The 18,265-nt window shown below is 63.5% G+C and carries 21 protein-coding genes and 1 tRNA gene; 10 read left to right on the top strand and 12 right to left on the bottom strand.

The genetic code is table 11. The features are described 5' to 3' along the window. Positions 1-37 precede the first annotated feature (37 nt). Entirely contained in the window at positions 38-1,354 is a 1,317-nt protein-coding gene (gene mauJ / locus M2281_RS23955) for a methylamine utilization protein MauJ (RefSeq protein ID WP_280823712.1), read from the bottom strand. 225 nt (positions 1,355-1,579) lie between these two features. Here mauJ and M2281_RS23950 point away from each other — a divergent pair, with 225 nt between their 5' ends. Then, positions 1,580-2,299, top strand: a complete 720-nt coding sequence (locus M2281_RS23950) for an SGNH/GDSL hydrolase family protein (protein ID WP_280823711.1) — start codon at positions 1,580-1,582, stop codon at positions 2,297-2,299. 127 nt (positions 2,300-2,426) lie between these two features. Here the strand turns inward: M2281_RS23950 and rpoH are convergent, their stop codons facing one another. Both rpoH and M2281_RS23940 read right to left on the bottom strand, forming a co-directional pair. After that, complete coding sequence (gene rpoH / locus M2281_RS23945; RefSeq protein WP_425537795.1) at positions 2,427-3,338, bottom strand: RNA polymerase sigma factor RpoH; 912 nt, start codon at positions 3,336-3,338, stop codon at positions 2,427-2,429. Positions 3,339-3,513: 175 nt separating this feature from the next. Continuing rightward, a complete protein-coding gene (locus tag M2281_RS23940) occupies positions 3,514-4,542 on the bottom strand; it encodes an RluA family pseudouridine synthase (RefSeq protein ID WP_280823710.1) in 1,029 nt (342 codons plus the stop codon). A 31-nt stretch (positions 4,543-4,573) separates the two neighbouring features. Here M2281_RS23940 and M2281_RS23935 point away from each other — a divergent pair, with 31 nt between their 5' ends. The 3 genes from M2281_RS23935 to M2281_RS23925 all read left to right on the top strand — a co-directional run bounded on the left by M2281_RS23935 (position 4,574) and on the right by M2281_RS23925 (position 5,628). Beyond that, positions 4,574-4,960, top strand: a complete 387-nt coding sequence (locus M2281_RS23935; protein WP_280823709.1) for a fimbrial protein — start codon at positions 4,574-4,576, stop codon at positions 4,958-4,960. Beyond that, complete coding sequence (locus tag M2281_RS23930; protein WP_280823708.1) at positions 4,957-5,355, top strand: VOC family protein; 399 nt, start codon at positions 4,957-4,959, stop codon at positions 5,353-5,355. The genes M2281_RS23935 and M2281_RS23930 overlap by 4 nt, the downstream gene beginning before the upstream one ends. A 198-nt stretch (positions 5,356-5,553) precedes the next feature. Continuing rightward, positions 5,554-5,628: transfer RNA gene (locus M2281_RS23925), tRNA-Glu, on the top strand. A gap of 312 nt (positions 5,629-5,940) precedes the next feature. Here M2281_RS23925 and M2281_RS23920 read toward each other — a convergent pair. Both M2281_RS23920 and M2281_RS23915 read right to left on the bottom strand, forming a co-directional pair. Beyond that, positions 5,941-6,879, bottom strand: coding sequence for a hypothetical protein (locus M2281_RS23920; protein WP_280823707.1), 939 nt, complete (start codon positions 6,877-6,879; stop codon positions 5,941-5,943). A gap of 104 nt (positions 6,880-6,983) precedes the next feature. Beyond that, positions 6,984-7,685, bottom strand: coding sequence for a hypothetical protein (locus M2281_RS23915; protein WP_280823706.1), 702 nt, complete (start codon positions 7,683-7,685; stop codon positions 6,984-6,986). Positions 7,686-7,967: 282 nt separating this feature from the next. On the opposite strand from M2281_RS23915, the gene M2281_RS23910 reads away from it, so the two are divergent. Continuing rightward, a complete protein-coding gene (locus M2281_RS23910; protein WP_280823705.1) occupies positions 7,968-8,681 on the top strand; it encodes an AprI/Inh family metalloprotease inhibitor in 714 nt (237 codons plus the stop codon). A 69-nt stretch (positions 8,682-8,750) separates the two neighbouring features. Here the strand turns inward: M2281_RS23910 and M2281_RS23905 are convergent, their stop codons facing one another. Then, positions 8,751-9,233: a GNAT family N-acetyltransferase gene (locus M2281_RS23905; protein ID WP_280823704.1), complete on the bottom strand. Its 483-nt coding sequence runs from the start codon at positions 9,231-9,233 to the stop codon at positions 8,751-8,753. Between the two features lie 157 nt (positions 9,234-9,390). On the opposite strand from M2281_RS23905, the gene M2281_RS23900 reads away from it, so the two are divergent. Continuing rightward, positions 9,391-9,672 carry a DUF2218 domain-containing protein gene (locus M2281_RS23900; RefSeq protein ID WP_280823703.1) on the top strand — a complete coding sequence of 94 codons (282 nt, stop codon included), beginning with the start codon at positions 9,391-9,393 and terminating at the stop codon, positions 9,670-9,672. Positions 9,673-9,941: 269 nt separating this feature from the next. Then, positions 9,942-10,151, top strand: a complete 210-nt coding sequence (locus tag M2281_RS23895) for a hypothetical protein (protein ID WP_280823702.1) — start codon at positions 9,942-9,944, stop codon at positions 10,149-10,151. Positions 10,152-10,153: 2 nt separating this feature from the next. On the opposite strand, the gene M2281_RS23890 is transcribed toward M2281_RS23895, so the two are convergent. Continuing rightward, entirely contained in the window at positions 10,154-10,681 is a 528-nt protein-coding gene (locus M2281_RS23890) for a transporter suffix domain-containing protein (protein WP_280823701.1), read from the bottom strand. A 280-nt stretch (positions 10,682-10,961) separates the two neighbouring features. On the opposite strand from M2281_RS23890, the gene M2281_RS23885 reads away from it, so the two are divergent. The 3 genes from M2281_RS23885 (at position 10,962) to M2281_RS23875 (ending at position 12,823) form a co-directional block, all read left to right on the top strand. Beyond that, entirely contained in the window at positions 10,962-11,411 is a 450-nt protein-coding gene (locus M2281_RS23885) for a hypothetical protein (protein WP_280823700.1), read from the top strand. Between the two features lie 205 nt (positions 11,412-11,616). After that, a complete protein-coding gene (locus tag M2281_RS23880; RefSeq protein WP_280823699.1) occupies positions 11,617-11,994 on the top strand; it encodes a hypothetical protein in 378 nt (125 codons plus the stop codon). A gap of 652 nt (positions 11,995-12,646) precedes the next feature. Further along, a complete protein-coding gene (locus M2281_RS23875) occupies positions 12,647-12,823 on the top strand; it encodes a hypothetical protein (protein ID WP_280823698.1) in 177 nt (58 codons plus the stop codon). A gap of 17 nt (positions 12,824-12,840) precedes the next feature. Here the strand turns inward: M2281_RS23875 and M2281_RS23870 are convergent, their stop codons facing one another. The 5 genes from M2281_RS23870 to M2281_RS23850 all read right to left on the bottom strand — a co-directional run bounded on the left by M2281_RS23870 (position 12,841) and on the right by M2281_RS23850 (position 18,212). Then, positions 12,841-14,355 carry an ATP-binding protein gene (locus M2281_RS23870; RefSeq protein WP_280823697.1) on the bottom strand — a complete coding sequence of 505 codons (1,515 nt, stop codon included), beginning with the start codon at positions 14,353-14,355 and terminating at the stop codon, positions 12,841-12,843. Positions 14,356-14,711: 356 nt separating this feature from the next. Continuing rightward, positions 14,712-15,461, bottom strand: coding sequence for an ABC transporter ATP-binding protein (locus M2281_RS23865; RefSeq protein ID WP_280823696.1), 750 nt, complete (start codon positions 15,459-15,461; stop codon positions 14,712-14,714). Continuing rightward, positions 15,458-16,291 (bottom strand): ABC transporter ATP-binding protein, encoded by an 834-nt coding sequence (locus M2281_RS23860; RefSeq protein ID WP_280823695.1) that lies wholly within the window; start codon positions 16,289-16,291, stop codon positions 15,458-15,460. The genes M2281_RS23865 and M2281_RS23860 overlap by 4 nt, the downstream gene beginning before the upstream one ends. Then, positions 16,288-17,205 carry a nickel transporter permease gene (gene nikC / locus M2281_RS23855; RefSeq protein WP_280823694.1) on the bottom strand — a complete coding sequence of 306 codons (918 nt, stop codon included), beginning with the start codon at positions 17,203-17,205 and terminating at the stop codon, positions 16,288-16,290. Before nikC ends, M2281_RS23860 begins: the two co-directional genes overlap by 4 nt. Further along, positions 17,202-18,212, bottom strand: coding sequence for an ABC transporter permease (locus M2281_RS23850; protein WP_425537798.1), 1,011 nt, complete (start codon positions 18,210-18,212; stop codon positions 17,202-17,204). The genes nikC and M2281_RS23850 overlap by 4 nt, the downstream gene beginning before the upstream one ends. Positions 18,213-18,265: the final 53 nt, after the last annotated feature.

Below are 18,265 nucleotides of genomic sequence, written 5' to 3'. Positions count from 1 at the left end.
GATCGTGCTTTAGGATGGAGCGACAGAACGCCGAATATTAGCCGCCGCGCTGCTTGAGCTCTGCCTCTGCCTCGGCAATCATCTGCTGGTAGCTCTCGTGAGTGCGACCTAAATCAATGTTCTCTGGAATGAACGCGTCCCTCCTCGAAAGCCGCTGGGCACCAGCCCATATCTCAAGCTTTCCATTTAGCAGGTAAAGGTCAGTGAAGCGGAGCTTGTCGAGCTTAGCCTGCCCGCCAGCGAAGCTGCCATCGTCCTCAGTCGCCATTTGTTGAAATATCTCAAAGTCAAACCTTTCAGCCCCGAAATCCAACACGACAAGCACCGAGGCAAGGCTGTGGGGCGAGTTCAGCGCAAGGTTCACCCTCCCATTGGCACAATCGACTACCTCCGCGCCCATATCCTCGAAAGAGGGGAAGAACTCGTGTAAAGCGAGCCGAACTGACAATGCCGGTAGCTCGGGGAACTCTTCGAGCGGCACCTCTTCGCAAGCCTTGATGCGAGCCACGAGAGGCGGGCCGAAAAGATCAGCGAAGCCGGCGAGTTCATAGAGATGCTCACGCCAAACTGTCAGGGCAGATTTAATGCCAAACTCTTGCTCGATGAAATATTCGGCAAGCGCCTTGACCATCCGCACGTCATTTTCCAAGCGGCGCCGATCATCGGGGTCATCAGGATCAATAAGGGGATCGCTAGCCGCGTGCGCAATGGCGCATCGGTTCGACACATAGAGGTAATGTCCGGCCGTCTCCTTTGTCGGATCGAAACCTGCGTTATTCTCCCAGTCTTTGGTGCCAAGCGGGTCGACCTTCCTCGCTTCTCCAATATTGGCGTCAATCCAATCCCTCTGAGCCTTCCAATTGTCGATTGTAATATTCAAAATTTTGAAGAACGACAGGCATTGGTACGCGACGGAATTGAGGGTCAGCCCCTCCCGATAGAAAGCCAGCGCCAACCTTGCACGATCATCGGCCGGCTCCGGAACATAGTTGAGCTCGAAGTGGTCATCGACCACGGCCTTAGCATCCGGCCCGCCGAGACCATGGACGCGTGATCCACCGCCAAACTGTGCTGTGCGGATACCGGCCTTTCGGACCCATGCGATGCTATTAACGAAAGCGCTGATCAGGCGCTGTCCATCCTCGAAGCTCATTCCCGAGTGCTCGAAGGCAATGACGGGGTAAAGGTCGCCGAATATGTTGTTTTCACCCTTTGGCGTGCCAGGAAGCAAATAGAGCGTACGACCGCGGAAGACGATCGCGGTAGGCTCCTTCGGAAACCCCATCCCTGTGATGCCACACTGAACCCACTGCCCCGGCTTGTGGTACGCCGGGATTCTCCCGCCGAGCATCATCTCGTGCTGCCACTGTAAGTTGACACTCTCATTTGCCCCGTTGCTTCGATGGCCGACTGGATATGGCGCAAGGGTGCGGTTGCCTCCGTAGATTTGCAAGTCTGCTTTCAGAATGCTGCTGCGATCCCCTAAGCGTCCACATAGAGGTCGTGAGCAGACTGTCCCCGAAGTCGGTGCCGTGAAAGCCGGGTTCCCACCTTTCCGGTCACGCTTTATAACCGGCCCATGTCCCGCCTGCTGCCACTCCTCACTTGGCTCGCCTTTCCTGCCTATGTCTGGCAAGGGCTGGGTGTGCGCCGTCGCACGGAGCGCATGCTGCCGGCGCGGGGGCCGGTGCTGCATGCCGTCGAAGGCGAGGAGCCGCCGCTCTCGCTTCTGGTGCTGGGCGGTTCCTCCGCCGCTTCGGTCGGCATCGACCATTCGCAGGAAGGGCTGGCCGCGCAGCTTGCGCTCATCATTTCGGAGCGCACCGGCCGCGCCGTGCGCTGGCGGGCGGCGGGCTTCAACTCGGCCACCGCCGGCGAGCTGCGCGACCACGTGCTGCCCAATCTCTCCGCCGACCGCTGGACGCATATCGTGCTCTCAGTCGGCTCGAACGACACCAAGAATTTCCACACGCTGCGGCGCTTCAAGAAGGAGTTCGGCGGCCTGCTCTATGCGCTGCGCGCCAAGTGGCCGGAGGCGCGCGTGATGTGGTCGCCGGTGGTGGAGTTCACCCGCGTGCCGGCGCTGCCGCCGCTGCTCGGAAAAATCCTGGAAATCCGCGCCAGCGCCCTCAATGCGCTCGCCACGCGGCTCTGCCACGAGCGCGGCGCGGTGCCCGCCACGCGCCTGCCCATCCTCGACCCGGCCGCCGGCTTCTCGACCGACGGTTTTCATGCCTCCGCCGCCGGCTACCGCGCCTGGGCCGAGCATCTGACCGATCTCGTTCTGGCGGCAGACTGAGCAGCCCTCCGGCCTCGGTCACCATCGGGGAGCGATCAAACAATGTAGCGGCCAAAAAAAATCGCGCCGGCAGGGGCCGACGCGATTGCTGTGCATATTTCTAGGACCTGCCGCCGGGGCGGAAAAATCAGGCGGCGGGCTGGGCCTCTATGGTGCGCAGGGCCTGGGCCCGGCGCTTGGTGGCGGCCTTGACCGCGTCCTGTACCTTTTCGAAAGCGCGGACCTCGATCTGGCGGACGCGCTCGCGGCTGATATCGAACTCGGCCGAGAGTTCCTCGAGGGTCATCGGATCGTCGGCGAGGCGGCGTGCCTCGAAGATGCGACGTTCGCGGTCGTTCAGCACCGACATGGCGTCGGCCAGCATGGCGCGCCGGTTTTCCAGCTCGTCCTGCTCGATCAGCGTTTCTTCCTGGCTTTCGTGGTCGTCGACCAGCCAGTCCTGCCATTCGCCGGATTCGCCTTCGGTGGCGCGGATCGGCGCGTTCAGCGAAGCGTCGCCCGACAGGCGGCGGTTCATCGAAACGACCTCTTCCTCGCTCACGTTGAGGCGCGTGGCGATCTCAGTGATCTGCTCGGGCTTCAGGTCGCCTTCGTCGAGCGCCTGGATCTTGCCCTTCACCTTGCGCAGGTTGAAGAACAGGCGCTTCTGGTTGGCGGTGGTGCCCATCTTCACCAGGCTCCACGAACGCAGGATGTATTCCTGGATCGATGCCTTGATCCACCACATGGCGTAGGTCGCCAGGCGGAAACCGCGTTCGGGTTCAAACTTCTTCACGGCCTGCATGAGGCCGACATTGCCCTCGGAGATGACTTCCCCGATCGGCAGGCCATAGCCGCGATAGCCCATGGCAATCTTGGCCACGAGTCTGAGATGGCTGGTGACCAGCTTGTGGGCGGCTTTGGTGTCTTCGTGCTCCTGATACCGCTTGGCGAGCATGTACTCTTCCTGCGGCTGCAGCATCGGAAAGCGACGGATTTCTTCGAGATAGCGGCTGAGGCCGCCTTCCCCGGAAACGATGCTAGGTAGTGTCTGGGCCATGATTGCGCCCTCCCTCTTTAAGGATTTGCCCCCTGATTCAGGCAGGCATATGACGCCGGCGCCTCGCGCTCTCCGGTGTCAAGCGTGTTTATATAGGAACAAAGCGAGAAAAGCACCCACATTGTTCAACACGAAACAGTGTGTCACGCCAAAGTGAACAAACGTGGTCAAGTTTTCACAACTTGCGGAAACCCTCGACAATTCCGGCCATATCCAAAGGCATGGGTGCCTCGAACCTCATCAACATATGGGTATCGGGATGGCGAAATGCCAGTAGCCGCGCATGCAGGGCCTGGCGGGGCAGCCCCTGCACCTTAGCCTTGAGCTCCTCGGGCAGGCGGTTGGCCTTGGTGCGGAAGGCGGTGCCATAGTCGGGGTCGCCGACCACGGGGTGGCCGATATGGGCCATGTGGACGCGGATCTGGTGCGTGCGGCCGGTCTCCAGCCGGCATTCCACCAGAGCTGCCTCCACGCTGCGGCTATCGGCCTGCCCGTAGCGTTCCAGCACGGTGTAGTGGGTGACGGCGTGGCGGGCGTCGTCGCGGGTTTCGGGCACCACGGCGCGGCGCACGCGGTCGGCGGCGCGGCCGAGCGGGGCGTCGATCGTTCCGGTCAGGCGGGCAGGGATGTTCCACACCAGCGCCACATAGGCGCGCTCGAGGTCGCCGTCGCGGCCATGGTCGGCAAAAGCTTCCGACAGCGCCTTGTGGGCCTTGTCGGTCTTGGCGACCACCATGACGCCCGACGTATCCTTGTCGAGACGATGCACGATGCCCGGCCGCTTCACCCCGCCGATGCCCGACAGGCTGTCGCCGCAGTGGTGGATCAGCGCGTTGACCAGCGTGCCGGTCCAGTTGCCGGCGCCCGGATGCACGACCAGGCCGGCCGGCTTGTTGATGACGATGAGCTGGTCGTCCTCGTAGAGGATGTCGAGCGGAATATCTTCGCCGATCGGCTCGGCCGGCTCCGGCTCGGGCATCTCGATGGCAACGCGGTCGCCCTCGGCCATCTTGCGCTTGGCCTCGGTGATAGCCTGGCCGTTGACCGCGACTGCGCCCTGGCGGATCAGCGCCTGGACGCGGTTGCGCGAAAAGTCCGGGCCAAGTGCTGCGGCCAACCACTGGTCGAGCCGCGTGCCTGCGGCGTCAGCGCCGGCGCTGAACTCTTTCATTACGCCTTCGGCTTCGCTATCAGGATTGCTCATTTCGTTTCAATAATCCGGAACCGTGTGGACAATGGCATCGCCGCATCTGAATGACGAAGACGACAAGCCGCTAGACCCGTCGGTCGAGAAGGTCCGCCGCAAGCTGGTGCGCTTCATCGCCATCAATCTGGGCCTGCTGTTCATCGCCCTTATGGCGGTGCTGGCCGCAATTGTCTACAAAACCGGCTCCAAGCCCGAAGCGCCGGCCGTGACCAATGGCGGCGTGCCGTCGCCATCCGAACAGGCCTTCATGTCGGGCGACATCGCCTTGCCGGCGGGGGCGAAGGTCGTGTCACAGTCGCTCTCGGGCAACCGCGTCTCGATCGAGGCCGAGCTTGCCGACGGCAGCCGCGTGATCTTCCTCTACGATTTCGCCGAGCGCCGCATTGTCGGCCGCTTTGCGGTGACCCAGCAGTGAGCGCGCCGGCCCGCAAGGTCGCCACCGTCTCGCTGGTCGTGCGCGACTATGACGAGGCGATCGCCTGGTACGTCGAAAAGCTCGGCTTCGAGCTTTTCGACAATATCGACTTCGGCGGCGGCAAGCGCTGGGTGACGGTCGGCCCCGCCGGCGGCAATGGCGCGCGCCTGCTGCTGGCCGAGGCCAAGAACGAGGCCGAGCTTTCGCGAATCGGCGACCAGACCGGCGGCCGCGTCTTCCTGTTCCTGGAGACCGACGATTTTGCGCGCGACCATGCGGCGATGCTGGCCGCCGGCGTCGAGTTCCGCGAAGCCCCGCGCCACGAAGCCTATGGTTCGGTCGCCGTCTTTGCCGATCTCTGCGGCAATCTGTGGGATCTGATCCAGCGGCGCTAGAGCGGCGGGCATCCTGGCGGATGCCCTTTATCCGCTGCTTTAGCCGCATTTGTGCGACGACACGCGATGCTGCTTGGCTGCAAAATATCTCGGGCCGACAGGCGCCTTTCGACGGCGTGTTTGCATTGCCTGTGCATTGATCGAAGAATCCCGGTTGCGTTTTCCAAAAGCCTCGCCTATATGGCGCAAGTCTTACACGCGCCCATCGTCTAGCGGTCAGGACGGCGCCCTCTCACGGCGCAAACAGGGGTTCGATTCCCCTTGGGCGTACCAAGACTTTTTCAAGGCACATGGCGGCGATCTAGAGCGACAGCATTCTGACGAATGCAACTCCGCCGCTCTATCTGTTTTCTTAGCCGGATTTGTGCGGCGCCAGACGATTCCGTCTGGCTGCAATATGCTCTGGAAAATTTCGTCGAATAGCCAATGGCGATTTCGTGCGCGCAACGCGTGATTCGCGACTGTCAATCCTATGCCAGCCGGCTTTCAGCGCGGCAGCGATGACGACAAAGCTGCTCACAATAATGAACATAGCCCAGCCGTGCGGGACGGCATGCCGTCCCGGCCTCGCTACGTTGATCGCAGCTACTGGCTTACGCCCACGACGTTGAAGTTGCCAATCTGGCTAAAACTGGTGAAGTTGCCGTCGCCGGTCTGCACCACCACAGCCTGGTTGCCGATGCCGTTGACCGAGCCGACAATACCGTTGCTGTTGCCGCTCTGGGCAAAGGCGAAGAGGTTCCTGTTCGAGTCTGCCGTGGCCGTCCCAACGTCCAGCGTAATCGTATTGCCCTTGCCCGACTGATAAATCGTGCCCGGGCCGAAGCTAGAGACGCCTGCCGCAGCACCGAGCGCCGTGGAAAGGGAAGGGGAATGGAACCCGCCAAGCAATGGGTCATTGTTGCGGTTGCCATAGATGCTGACGTTCAGCGTATTGCCCGATCCGCCAAGGCCTGATTTCGACTGCACTACATCGAGATAGTTGCCGCTGCCGTTGAAGGCTATGGTGGCCAAGTTGGTGCCGCCGCCCGAGATCGACTGATTTGCTTTCAGTTCGTTCCAGTTACCGGCGATATCGGCCTTTAGCACGTTGCGGCCGAGCGCGCCTGTGGTCTGCGAACTGGAAACTGCGTTGCGATTGCCGGTAATGTCGATGGTTGCGTCATTGCCCAGCAAAAGGCTGGCCTGTGTGACGGTGACCAAATTGGCGTTGCCGGTGATGCCTGCCGTCGCGGCGTTATTGTTGCCGTCCTGGGCAATACCGACAGCGTTGCGGTCGCCGGCAAGGGTCACGCTGGCGTCGTTGCCGAAGCTGAGTGCTCCGCTGGTCTGGGTGATGTAGACATCGTTTCTGTTGCCCGAACCGATCTGGATACCGGCTCGGTTCGCCGTGCCGTCCTGGTCGACGCCGATCTGGTTGTCGTCGCCGATAACGGTGCCGTTGACGTTGTTACCGATGCCGTTTTGGCTGAAGCCGAAGGCCGTGCCGTTGCCGGTGACCAGGAAGCCGATGTGATTGCTCAAGCCTGTCTGGCGGACATTGCCTTGAGTGAGGGTGCCGAACGCACCGAAAGCAGTCAGCCGACCTGGGTCGAAGCTGGTGGCGCCGTTGCCGGCGCCAGTGAAGGTCAGTGAGGCTTCTTGCCCGTGCCGTTCTGGTCGATGGTGCCGACCTTGTTGCCGTCGCCCGACTGCTGGAGCAATGTTGCGCTGTTCTGGCTGCCCTTCTGATTTAGTGCGCCCAGGTCGTTGTCGCTGCTCGACTGGGTCACCGTGGCGGAGTTGCCGCGCCCGGTCTGCGAAAGCGTGCCGATATGATTGCCGCCGGTCTTCGTGCCCTCACTCGTCGTGTCACCCTGCGTGATCATGGCGTTGTTGCCGGGCTGGGCATTAAGGCCGCTTGTCCGCGTCTGCCGCACGGTGTCAACGCGGTTTTTGCCGCTGCCCTGCTGGGTGATCGTCAGCGCGTTGCGCGTCGTCGCGCCGCTATTCGTCTGGTCGACCTGCTGCACCTCGCCGACCGTGTTCCAATCCGCCGATTGGGTGATGTTGGCCCGGTTACGATTGCCCAACTGGTCGAAGCCCTGCCTTGCGGTGCCAACCTCGTTGGAGCTTCCGCTTTGAAGGATATTCAGATCATTGTTGCTGCCGCTCTGTAGCGCAGCGTCTGCTTCGGTGCCGATTTTGTTATGGCTGCCCGGCCCCTGAGTGACGACACCGCTGTTGCTTGAACCGCTCTGCACAACATTCGCGAAATTGCTGTCGGCATGCGCGGCGCCCATGAGCAGAGCAAGCGCGGTGGCGGTGGCAGGGTAAAACTTGATCTGCATGCGGGCTCCGAAATACCGGATTAATCAGGGGGCTTCCCCCGACCGAACTGCCTGAACTGACGTGGAAAGAAGACCAGGGCGGATCGCTCCGCCCTGGTCCAAGGGGCATTACTGGCTGATGCCGATGTTGTTGAAGCCGCCGACCTGGCTGGTATTCGAGACGTTGTTCATGCCCACCTGGACGATGACCGCTTGATTGCTGTCCCCACCAGAGATGCTGTGTCCAATCGAAATACCGGAACCGCTCTGATAAGTGGCAAAGGCGTTCTTGCTCGAAGCTACGTGGCCGCCGCGCTGTCCTGCGCGCTTTGGACCACCGCCGCCCTGGCGCAAAGCGAGACCGATCTTGTCGCTGCGTTTTCTGGCAAATGGAAGGTCTTCGATGCCCGGTTCGGCAAGGGCGACGAACGCTGCGTGCTAGATCTCGGCAAGACATCCGTCGAACAGAATTTCTCGCTGGGCAATGCGGGCTGCGGCGGTGAGTTAGCCGGCGCAGCCACGTGGGGGATCGTTGACAAGCAACTCGCCCTTCTTGGCGGCGGGAACCTTGTGCTGGCTCGGCTTGGCGGCAACCAGAGACGTATGACCGGCACCACGGCCGGTGGTTTGCCCGTCATCCTCGACCGGGTAGACGGGACCGTTGACAGGCTGGATACGGCCGTCAAAACCAGTGGCTGCTATTTTCTCGGCTTCACCAACAAATGTGCGCCCAAGGAGGAACTTGGCGATCCGCTGGTTGGCGACTCTGCCGGAAGCAAAAAGATCAACGTGATCGTCAACCTGAACGTGCGCGCGGAAGCGCGTGACGACGCCGGCATCGTCGGCGCAGTGCCCCAAGGCGCTTGCGTCGAGGTGGACACCTGTCTGACGGCTTCAGACGGCGTCTGGTGCCAGGCACAGTTCGGTCCCAAGACCGGCTGGCTGCGCAAGACGGCCCTTCGCAAGGAACGCTGGCCGATTATTACTTTCGTGAACAAGTGTGACGCGAAGCAATGAGGCTTGGCCTGCCCTCTTGAGGGCGGGCCACTGATCCATCGAGAGAGCCGAGCCTCCGCCTCGGACGATTCACAGCGTCCTGAACATCACAAACGCGTCGACATAGCCACGGGAGGGGTGGAGGAAGGCGTTCGGAAGGCGGCCTACGATCTCAAAGCCCATTGACTGCCACAGGCGCACCGCGCGCTCGTTGCTGCTGATCACGAAGTTAAATTGCATGGCCTTGAAGCCGCGCTCACGGGCACGTTCCACCGAGTGCTCGCACATGCGGCGCGCGACGCCACGGCCGGTCGCGGCCGGGTCGGTGATGTAGCCGCAATTGGCGACGTGGCTTCCGCCGCCCGCCTGGTTGCGGCGCAGGCAGTAGGTGCCGAGGATGCGACCATCCTCTTCGGCCACGAAGGTTTCGCTGCTTGGGGCCATCCAGTAGGCCAGGGCGTCGGCCTCGCTCATGTCGCGCTCGAGCGCATAGGTCTCGCCGGCCCTGATCGTGGGGCCGATGATCGACCAGATGGCGGCTGCGTCGTTCGGTGTGGCGGGTCTGATCAGCATGTGTACTCCGACGAATGACGAGGATGATATAGTCGGACGGCTTGGTGTGGTTCAATGCGGCGTCCGCGAGAAGCCTTGTGTGGCTGCCTGTTCTGGAAAAACCCGGCAACTGTGGCTACATCAGGTTGCGTTGGATTGAGGGAATGAGGGAGCCGTCATGGCAAAGTCGAAGGCCGTCGTCGAAACCGAACATGCAAGCCGCTACCTTCAGCAGCTGTGCAAGCACTGGAGCCATAAGTTCGCGGTCGAGTTTTCGCCGACCGAAGGGCGGATCGATCTGGGCGAGGGGCGGGTGGTCGACCTCCGGGCGGATGATGCGTCGCTGACCGTCGAGGTCGAAGCGGCCGAACTGCCGCGCATGGAACAGGTGGTCGTCGATCACATCGTGCGCTTCGCGTTCCGCGAAGATCTCGTCTTCGACTGGAAGCCGGTGCAATAACGGCTTCGAGGCAGCGTTCCGGGAGACGAGTTGTTTTCCGGAATAGACGAAATTCTCTAGCTATATTGATGATGATCTAAACATCGACCATGGGCTTACCGCCATTGGTGGATGCGGCCCGCTTTTTTTGCCATCTACCGCAACGGCTCCGGTTGTTGGACTTTGAGGCTCTGGCTTCCGACAGGCAATAGCCAGCAAGAGGCTCGGTGCCGCCCAAGCCCCCCCAACGACGGCGCACCGAGCCTCGTGCCAGCCCCCGGGAGGGCAAGATGGACGACAAGGCCGACGTAGTGGATGAACTGCTCGTGCTGGCGAAGGATTCCAGCCCCTTCAGCAAGGATGAGCTCGCGGAAATTGCCCTGGTGGCTGCCACCGAAATCATGAAGCTGCGCGGGTATGAAGCCAGCTTGGCCCGGCCTGCCGGGCGACGACCCGCAGGTGGCGGTGGGCATGGCATCTCCCTGCCGCGCGCCGTTTGACGTCACTCTATCCTGTGGCTTGACGTGTCGACCACGCGCGCGGTGCGGATGAAGAGCGCCTGGACCTTCTCCCAGAAATTGCCGCCCAGCACGAAAATGCCGGCCACGAAGATGAGATCGCCGCCGAGTTGATATGCCCATTTGTTCGGCCGCAGGCCGGGCCAGAAATAATCGATATACGGCTCAAGCACGGACCATGTGAGGGGTATCCAGAACATGGCCAGCCCGGTTGCGTGACGCACGGGCCCGATTGGTCCGACTTTCTTCACGTGAGGAACATAGCTGGCGAGAATGTTCTTCAGCTCCTGGAAGCCGGCCTTGCCGACCAGGGCGATGATCAGGATCAGCAGCAGCTTGTTGATGATGAAGACGGCGCCGGTGATGGCCGCCAAAGTGGCCGGTGGCAGTCCGAAGGCGGCAAGAAGCGGGATCGCCAGCACCAGCGCGATTGCCAGGACGAGTAGGGCCACGCCGCATTTGAAGCGCCAGCCCCTACCAGCCTGACCCAACGCGGACGGCATGTCTGCCATGGTTCCCATCCCTCGCGACGAGATCGATACCGAAAATATACCGCCGGCGGGGGCGTTTTGACAGGAGCGCCCGGAACATCTGCTTCTGCGCAGCCGCCTGTGTCGGCTTTGCAAGCGGTGCGATTTCTTTTTCCTGGCCGGGTTCCGGCTCTCGCAAAAAAGTCTGGATCGGTTGATTGATCCTGTCATGCGGTGCCGCCGAATCGCCCGACCGGGAGATGAGTCGACGGACCACCGAACCAGACCGGCACGAGGTGCCGGCAACCCGGAGGGACGTTTCATGTTTTCGTTCGTGCGCAATGCAACGCTTTCGGCGTTGCTGTGCCTTGGTGGAGTGGCAGCCGCCCTGCAGCCGGCCGCTGCCCAGTCGGTCCAGTTCGAGATCGGCCCGTCCGGCAGCCGTGTCGTGGTAGAGCCTGATTGCAGACGGGATCGCCATGATCCGCGCTGCCGCCGCGACTGGCGCAGCAACGACGACGAGGGCTATGACGGCGACTACCGCGGGGACTATCGCGGCGAACGCCGTGACGACCGCCGCGACCGGCGCGACCGCTATGGCCGTGACTGCTCACCCGAGCAGGCGCTGGACAAGGCCGACCGCATGGGGATTCGGCGCGCGCGGATTGAGACGGTCGGTCGCCGCTTCGTGGAAGTCAGCGGCCGCTCCGGCGGGCGCTGGGTCAGCGTGACCTTCGCACGCGAGCGTGGCTGCCCGATCCTGCGCCGCTGACGGCGCAAGGACCCTCGAGAAACGGTTTTCACGGTTTCGCCGCCGCCCGATGCGTGGCGGCGAAACAACAGCTTCAAATTTTATTTCGCGTATTTGCAAAAGTTCTAACGGTTACGCCAGCTTAGTGGCTACACTACCCCAAATGCCGAGAATCCGGTGTGTGCCGTAGGATTCGCTTGTCGTTTCGGTGTGAGGGGTGAGTTTTATGATCGTAGATCGGGTCAGTCCCATGCTTGCCGCGCTGGCTTGCTGTGGCCTGCTGGCAGCCGGTGGCTGCACGCGCACCTCGGACGGTTCGATCGAGTTCAGCCCGACCTACGTGCCGGGGACCCCCCACTGGTTCAAGCGCCGCTCGACGACGGTCGTGGTCGCGCCCGCGGCCTTCCCCGAACAGCCGCCCGCACCCGCGCCGATCGCTGCGCCCTACAAGCCGGCCGCCAAGCCGCACAAGCCCGCCAAGAAGGCTGCGCAGGCAGCGCAGCCGGCCTCGCAGGCCGCGCCCAAGCCGGCGGCGGATCCTGCTTCAATGGACTGCCACAATGTCACCGAGGCCGGCGGCCGGGTGAGATACGTCTGCAAATAGCGCAAGGGGCAAGGCCCAGCCGGTCAGGGGCTGGAGCAGGCAGGGTTGCTTGAAATCCGGCACCCCCCGTCGCGTTCATATCTGTCCGCATAGTGCACGAGGCCGGCCAGTGTGGCGGCAAAGGCGACCGACAGCAGGAAGACTATTCCCATTCGGGTAAGCGGCATACGCGTGAACTCCGATCCGACACCCCCGCCGGCTTTCTGTTCCGCCTGTTCCATTCACTAGAACTTCAATCAGATTGCCAAAGGCTTAATGCCCGCGACCGCGGTGCGCGGAAAAGCAGGGGCCGGCCGGATTTTGGGCAAAAAGAAAGCCGCCTCTTTCGAGGCGGCTGTTGAGTAAGGGCACGGCGGGCGTAGAGGGGGATGTCGCCCGGCGCATCCCTAAAACACGCGGGCAAAAGAAAGGTTCCGAAAAAAAATAGAAATTTTTTTGGGATCGTTTCCAAAGGTTTTCGGGTGGCCGCCGACCGAGTGCCGCGGGGCTTGATGTTTCGGTCTGTCGGCCCCGTGCGCTGCACGGGTGCGGCGGGTCGTATCAATCGGGGGTGACGGTGTGTTCACACCCTTGACCCCGGTTGCAACGGAACTCTGGTTTCATTTGCCGGTTGCAGCCCCCAAATAGCAGCCGAAACCAATGGAAAGGCATCATGCGACAGAAGCGCCACGAGATGCGTGAGGCCCTGCGACACGCGCACGGCACGCTCAGAACGCTACGTCGTTCGATCGCGGCGGTGGACGCGGATCACGCCTTGTACGATCTCGGCGCGCTGCTGGCCGTGGCAGAGCAGGAAGCGCTGTGCCGCCTGCGCGAGGCCGGGGGCTGATCAACAGCCGCCAGCCGTTATTCGGCCGCGAATTGCTCGTCGGCCAGATCGTCCGGCAGATTGGGATCGCCCGGGGCGGTCTCGCAATCGAGGTCGGGGAAGGCAACGACGCGGTTGCCGCGAAAATCCGTCCGCACCACCAGAAGCCCGCGTTCCTCGAAATAGGTGAGCACGCGCCGCGCACGTCGCGCGGAGTGGGTGCCATAGGCGCGCGCGAGCGCTGCATCCGAAGGGCAGGGCGCGCCGGTGACGGCAGCCTGCGCGACGATGAGGAACACGCCCTGCACATCCTCCGGCACGGTGGCCGAAAGCTCCAGCGCCTGCTGCCAGCCGTCGCTGGACGCGGTGGTGTTGTCGACGCCGGCACGGGCCACGGCAAGCCTGCGGCGGAAGGCGGGCAGCGACAGCGGCTCGCCCGGCACGCGGCGGATGCGGCAGCGGACGAGAAAATCCTGATAGAGGATGGCGTCGGTACGGAAGGAGGAGTCCGCATCCTCCAAAATCTCCTTCAGCACCAGCTCGATGCGTTCGTCGCGGTCGGCCTCGTCGATAATGGCGAAGACCGGCTCGGCCGGGGCTTCGGGCGCCGGCTTGGGCTGCGAAAGCTGCGCGAGAATGTCAGCCGTGGGCGTCGGCGGAGGGGGCGGGGGCGTGCGCTTGATCACCGGGCGCCGTTCCTCCGGGCCTGGCGTGAAGATCAGGTCGCTGGCGTCTTCCGGCGCGGTCTCCGGCAGGGGCATCAGCCTGGGGCTGGTGGAGCGGGCCGCGGTCTCGACCGAGCCGATGGTGACCTGCAGCGGCCGGCGCGCGATGGAGGGGCCGAGCGCCACGAAATGGCCGCGGCCGAGGTCGCGGAACATCTCCGCCTGGCGCTTTTCCATGCCGAGCAGATCGGCCGCGCGCGCCATGTCGATATCGAGGAAGGTGCGGCCCATCAGGAAGTTGGACGCTTCGGCGGCGACGTTCTTGGCGAGCTTGGCGAGGCGCTGGGTGGCGATGACGCCGGCAAGGCCGCGCTTGCGTCCACGGCACATCAGGTTGGTCATGGCCGCCAGCGACAGGCGCCGGGCGTCGTCCGCGACTTCGCCGGCGGCGGCGGGCGCGAAAAGCTGCGCCTCGTCGACCACCACCAGAACCGGATACCAGTAGTCGCGCTCGGCATCGAAAAGACCGCCGAGGAAGGCTGCGGCGGCCCGCATCTGCTGGTCGACGTCGAGGCCTTCGAGATTGAGCACGACAGAGACGCGGTGCTGGCGGATGCGCGCCGCGATGCGCGTCAGCTCGGCTTCGGTGCGCGCGGCATCGACCACGACATGGCCGAACTTGTCGGCCAGCGAGACGAAATCGCCCTCGGGGTCGATAATGCACTGCTGCACCCAGGGCGCACTCTGTTCGAGCAGGCGGCGCAAAAGGTGCGACTTGCCCGAGCCCGAATTGCCCTGCACGAGCAGACGGGTCGCCAGCAATTCCTCGAGGTCGAGCATCGCAGCGGTTCCGTTGGGTCCCGAACCTATGTCAATGCCTACCTTCATTGCGCCTCCTCGACGCATCGGACGAGTTTTCTGGTTTTCGACGGTTCGCCTGCAGGGCAGACGTGGAGAAGCGCGGGAGACTCACCTGAAGTCTCGCAAGCGCTGGCTTTCTTTAACATTCCGGCGAGGCGGTTGCGCAAGCCCGCAGCTGAAACTCACAGCTGAAAGGTCGCGGAGATGTGCTCAATCGGCCTCATACCCCACCCCTAACCCCTCCCCACAAGGGGGAGGCGAACTCTGTTGCGCGACCGTCCGCATCAGCTTCGCCGTTTGTGGCGGGCAGGATCATGAAATCGTCTCCCTCCCCCTTGAGGGGAGGGGACAGGGGGGTATTTCAATTTGCGGGACGACCGAAATCAGGCGCTGCGCCTATAGCCTTCGCTGGCGGTGAGCAGGCTACGCGTATAGTCCTGGGTCACTTGGCGCGCGGCGAGATCGGCCGAGGACAAGAGCTCAACCTCGCGGCCGTGCTGCATGACCATCAGCCGGTCGCACATATGGGTGACGACGGCCAGGTCGTGGCTGACCATGACGAAGGTGAGCTTGCGGTCGGCGCGCACCTTTTCGAGCAGGTTCAGCACCTCGGCCTGCACCGAGGCGTCGAGCGCCGAGGTCGGCTCGTCGAGCAGCAGGATGGACGGCTCCAGAATCAGCGCCCGGGCGATGGCCACACGCTGGCGCTGGCCGCCGGACAACTGGTGCGAGTAGCGGAAGCGGAAGCTGGGGCCGAGGCCGACTTCGTCCAGCGCACGCACGATGCGCCTTTCGGTGTCGTCGAAGCCGTGGATATCCAGCGGCTCGAGCAGCAGCCGGTCGACCGTCTGGCGCGGGTGCAGCGACCCATAGGGGTCCTGGAACACCATCTGCACCTGGCGATAGAAGGCCTTGTCGCGCTTGGCGCCCAGCGGCTTGCCGTTCACCTCGACCTTGCCGCCGGTGACGGGTGCAAGGCCGGCCACCGCACGCAGCAGCGTCGATTTGCCGGAGCCGGATTCGCCGACCAGGCCGAAGGATTCGCCGGGCTTAACCTCGAGGCTGACGTCCTTCAGCGCAAGGAAGTCGTCGAAGGTGACGCGGAGCTTGTCGATCGAAAGAGCCGAGGTCATAGCGCCCACTCCGGTTTGCGGTCGAGTACCGGCAGCGGGTGCCGGTCGGCGCCGATCTTCGGCATGCAGTTGAGCAGGCCGCGCGTATAGGGATGCTCGGCTTGCGCGAGCCGCGAGGCGGGCAGTTCCTCGACGATGCGGCCGGCATACATGACGATGACGCGGTCGCAGAAGGAGGAAACGAGCCTGAGATCGTGCGAAACGAAGATCAGGCCCATGCCGCGCTCGGCCACCAGCCGATTGAGGATGCCCAGCACTTCGAGCTGCACGGTGACGTCCAGCGCCGAGGTCGGCTCGTCGGCGATCAGCAGTTCTGGGCCGGCCACGAGCATCATGGCGATCATGGCGCGCTGGCCCATGCCGCCCGACACTTCGTGCGGGTAGAGGTTGAAGACGCGCTCGGGGTCGCGGATCTGCACCGCGGCCAGCATTTCCAGCGCCCGGCGGCGGGCCTCGGCGCCACCAATCCGCTCGTGCGCGCGCAGCGCCTCGACGATCTGGCGGCCGATGGTCATCACCGGGTTGAGCGAATATTTCGGGTCCTGCAGGATCATGGCGATGCGCTTGCCGCGCATCGCGCGCCGCTGGGCGGGCGATGCCTTCAGGAGATCGATGCCGTTGAAGTCGAGCTTCTTGGCGGTGATCTGGGCGGTTTCCGCCGTCAGGCCCATGATGGCGCGGCCGGTCTGCGACTTGCCCGAGCCGGATTCGCCGACGATCCCCAACCGCTCCTTGCCGAGCGAGAAGGAGACGCCGCGCACCGCCTGCACGAGGCCGGTGCGCGTGGGGAAGGAGACGCGAAGGTCTTCTACCTCGAGAAGCTTGCTCATTGGCTGTTCCCCCGCGGATCGAGAGCGTCGCGCAGGCCGTCGCCCAGAAGGTTGAAGCCGAGGCTGACGACGAGGATGGCGACGCCGGGCATGGCGGACACCCACCACTGGTCGAGGATGAAGAGGCGGCCCGAAGCGATCATGGCGCCCCATTCGGGCAGCGGCGGCTGCGCGCCGAGGCCGAGGAAGCCAAGGCCGGCGGCAGTGAGGATGATGCCCGCCATGTCGAGCGTGACGCGCACGATGAGCGAGGAGATGCAGAGCGGCATGATATGCCGCAGCACGATGCGCCAGGGCGAGGCGCCCATCAGGCGCACGGCCGAGATGTAGTCGGAATTGCGCACCGTCAGCGTCTCGGCGCGCGCAATGCGCGCATAGGGCGGCCAGGAGGTGATGGCGATGGCGATAATGGCGTTGCCGATGCCGGGTCCGAGGGCTGCGACGAAGGCCAGCGCCAGCACCAGCTTGGGGAAGGCGAGGAAGATGTCGGTGATACGCATCAAGACCGCATCCACCCAGCCGCCGGCATAGCCGGCCACGGTGCCGACCAGAAGACCGATGGGCGCGGCGATGACCGCGACCAGCACGACCACCTGAAGCGTGAGCCGCGAGCCGTAGATCAGGCGCGAGAGGATGTCGCGGCCCTGGCCGTCGGTGCCCAGCCAGTACTGGGCGCTGGGCGGCAGGAGGCGTGCGGTCTTGAGGTCGCCGATATAGGGCGAATAGGGCGCAAGCAGCGGCGCGAAGATGGCGACGAAGATCAGCGCCAGGATGATCAGCATGCCGAGGACGGCCAGCTTGTTGGCCGTGAAGCGGCGCCAGGTGACATAGGCGCGGCCGAGCCGGGCCTGCGTGCGAGACTGCGGCCTGTCGGTCAGCAGCCATTCGCGGCGGGTCATTGCAAGTTCGCTCATCGTGCGCGCGTCCTTGGATCGAGCATGCGGTAGAGCACGTCGGAAAGAAGATTGATGGCGATGAAGACCGAACCGATCACGATCGTGCCGCCGAGCACCGCGTTCATGTCGGCGTTCTGCAGCGAGTTGGTGATGTAGAGGCCAAGACCCGGCCAGGCGAAGACGGATTCGGTCAGCACCGAGCCCTCGAGCAGGCCGGCATAGGACAGCGCAATCACCGTGATCAGCGGCACGCCCGCATTGCGCAGTGCGTGGCCCCAGATGATGCGCCGTTCGGACAGGCCCTTGGCGCGTGCGGCGACGATATATTCCTGATGCAGCTCGTTCAGCATGAAAGAGCGCGTCATGCGGCTGATATAGGCCAGCGAGAAATAGCCGAGCAGCGTGGCGGGCAGGATGATGTGGGCGAAGATGTCCCTGAAGGCCGCCCAGTCGCGATTGAGGACCGCGTCGAGCAGGTAGAAGCCGGTGATCGGGGTGAAGGTGTATTCAAACACCACATCGATGCGGCCGGGGCCGGCGGTCCAGCCCAGACGGGCGTAGAACACCAGGAGCGCGAGCAGCCCGAGCCAGAAGATCGGTATCGAATAGCCGAAAAGCCCGATGACGCGCACGATCTGGTCGGCCCAGCTGCCGCGCTTGACGGCGGCAAGCACGCCGAGCGGAATGCCGAAGGCGACGCCGATCAAGGTGCCGACGGTGGCGAGTTCCATCGTGGCCGGGAAGACGCGGCGGATGTCGGTCATGACCGGATTAGTGGTCAGCACCGAGGTGCCGAAATCACCCGACAGCACGCCTTTCACATAGAGAAAGAACTGCTGGTAGTAGGGCAGGTTGAGGCCCATCTCCTCCCGCACGCGATCCATCACATGGGCGGGCGCGCGGTCGCCGACGATGGCCAGAACCGGGTCGATCGGCACGACGCGGCCGATGAAGAAGGTGACCGCCAGAAGGCCAAGATAAGTGGTTACCACAATGACCAGGAAGCTGGCGATCGAGGCGGCGATGGCATAGGCGCGCCCTTTGGCGCGCCCTGCCGACTGTTGCGTTTCCGTGTGGC

Source organism: Pseudaminobacter soli (ex Li et al. 2025) (assembly GCF_029892515.1).
Lineage (GTDB): Bacteria > Pseudomonadota > Alphaproteobacteria > Rhizobiales > Rhizobiaceae > Pseudaminobacter > Pseudaminobacter soli_A.
The sequence above is the reverse complement of the archived record's forward strand: the minus strand, read 5'-3'. Positions and strand labels throughout refer to the sequence as shown.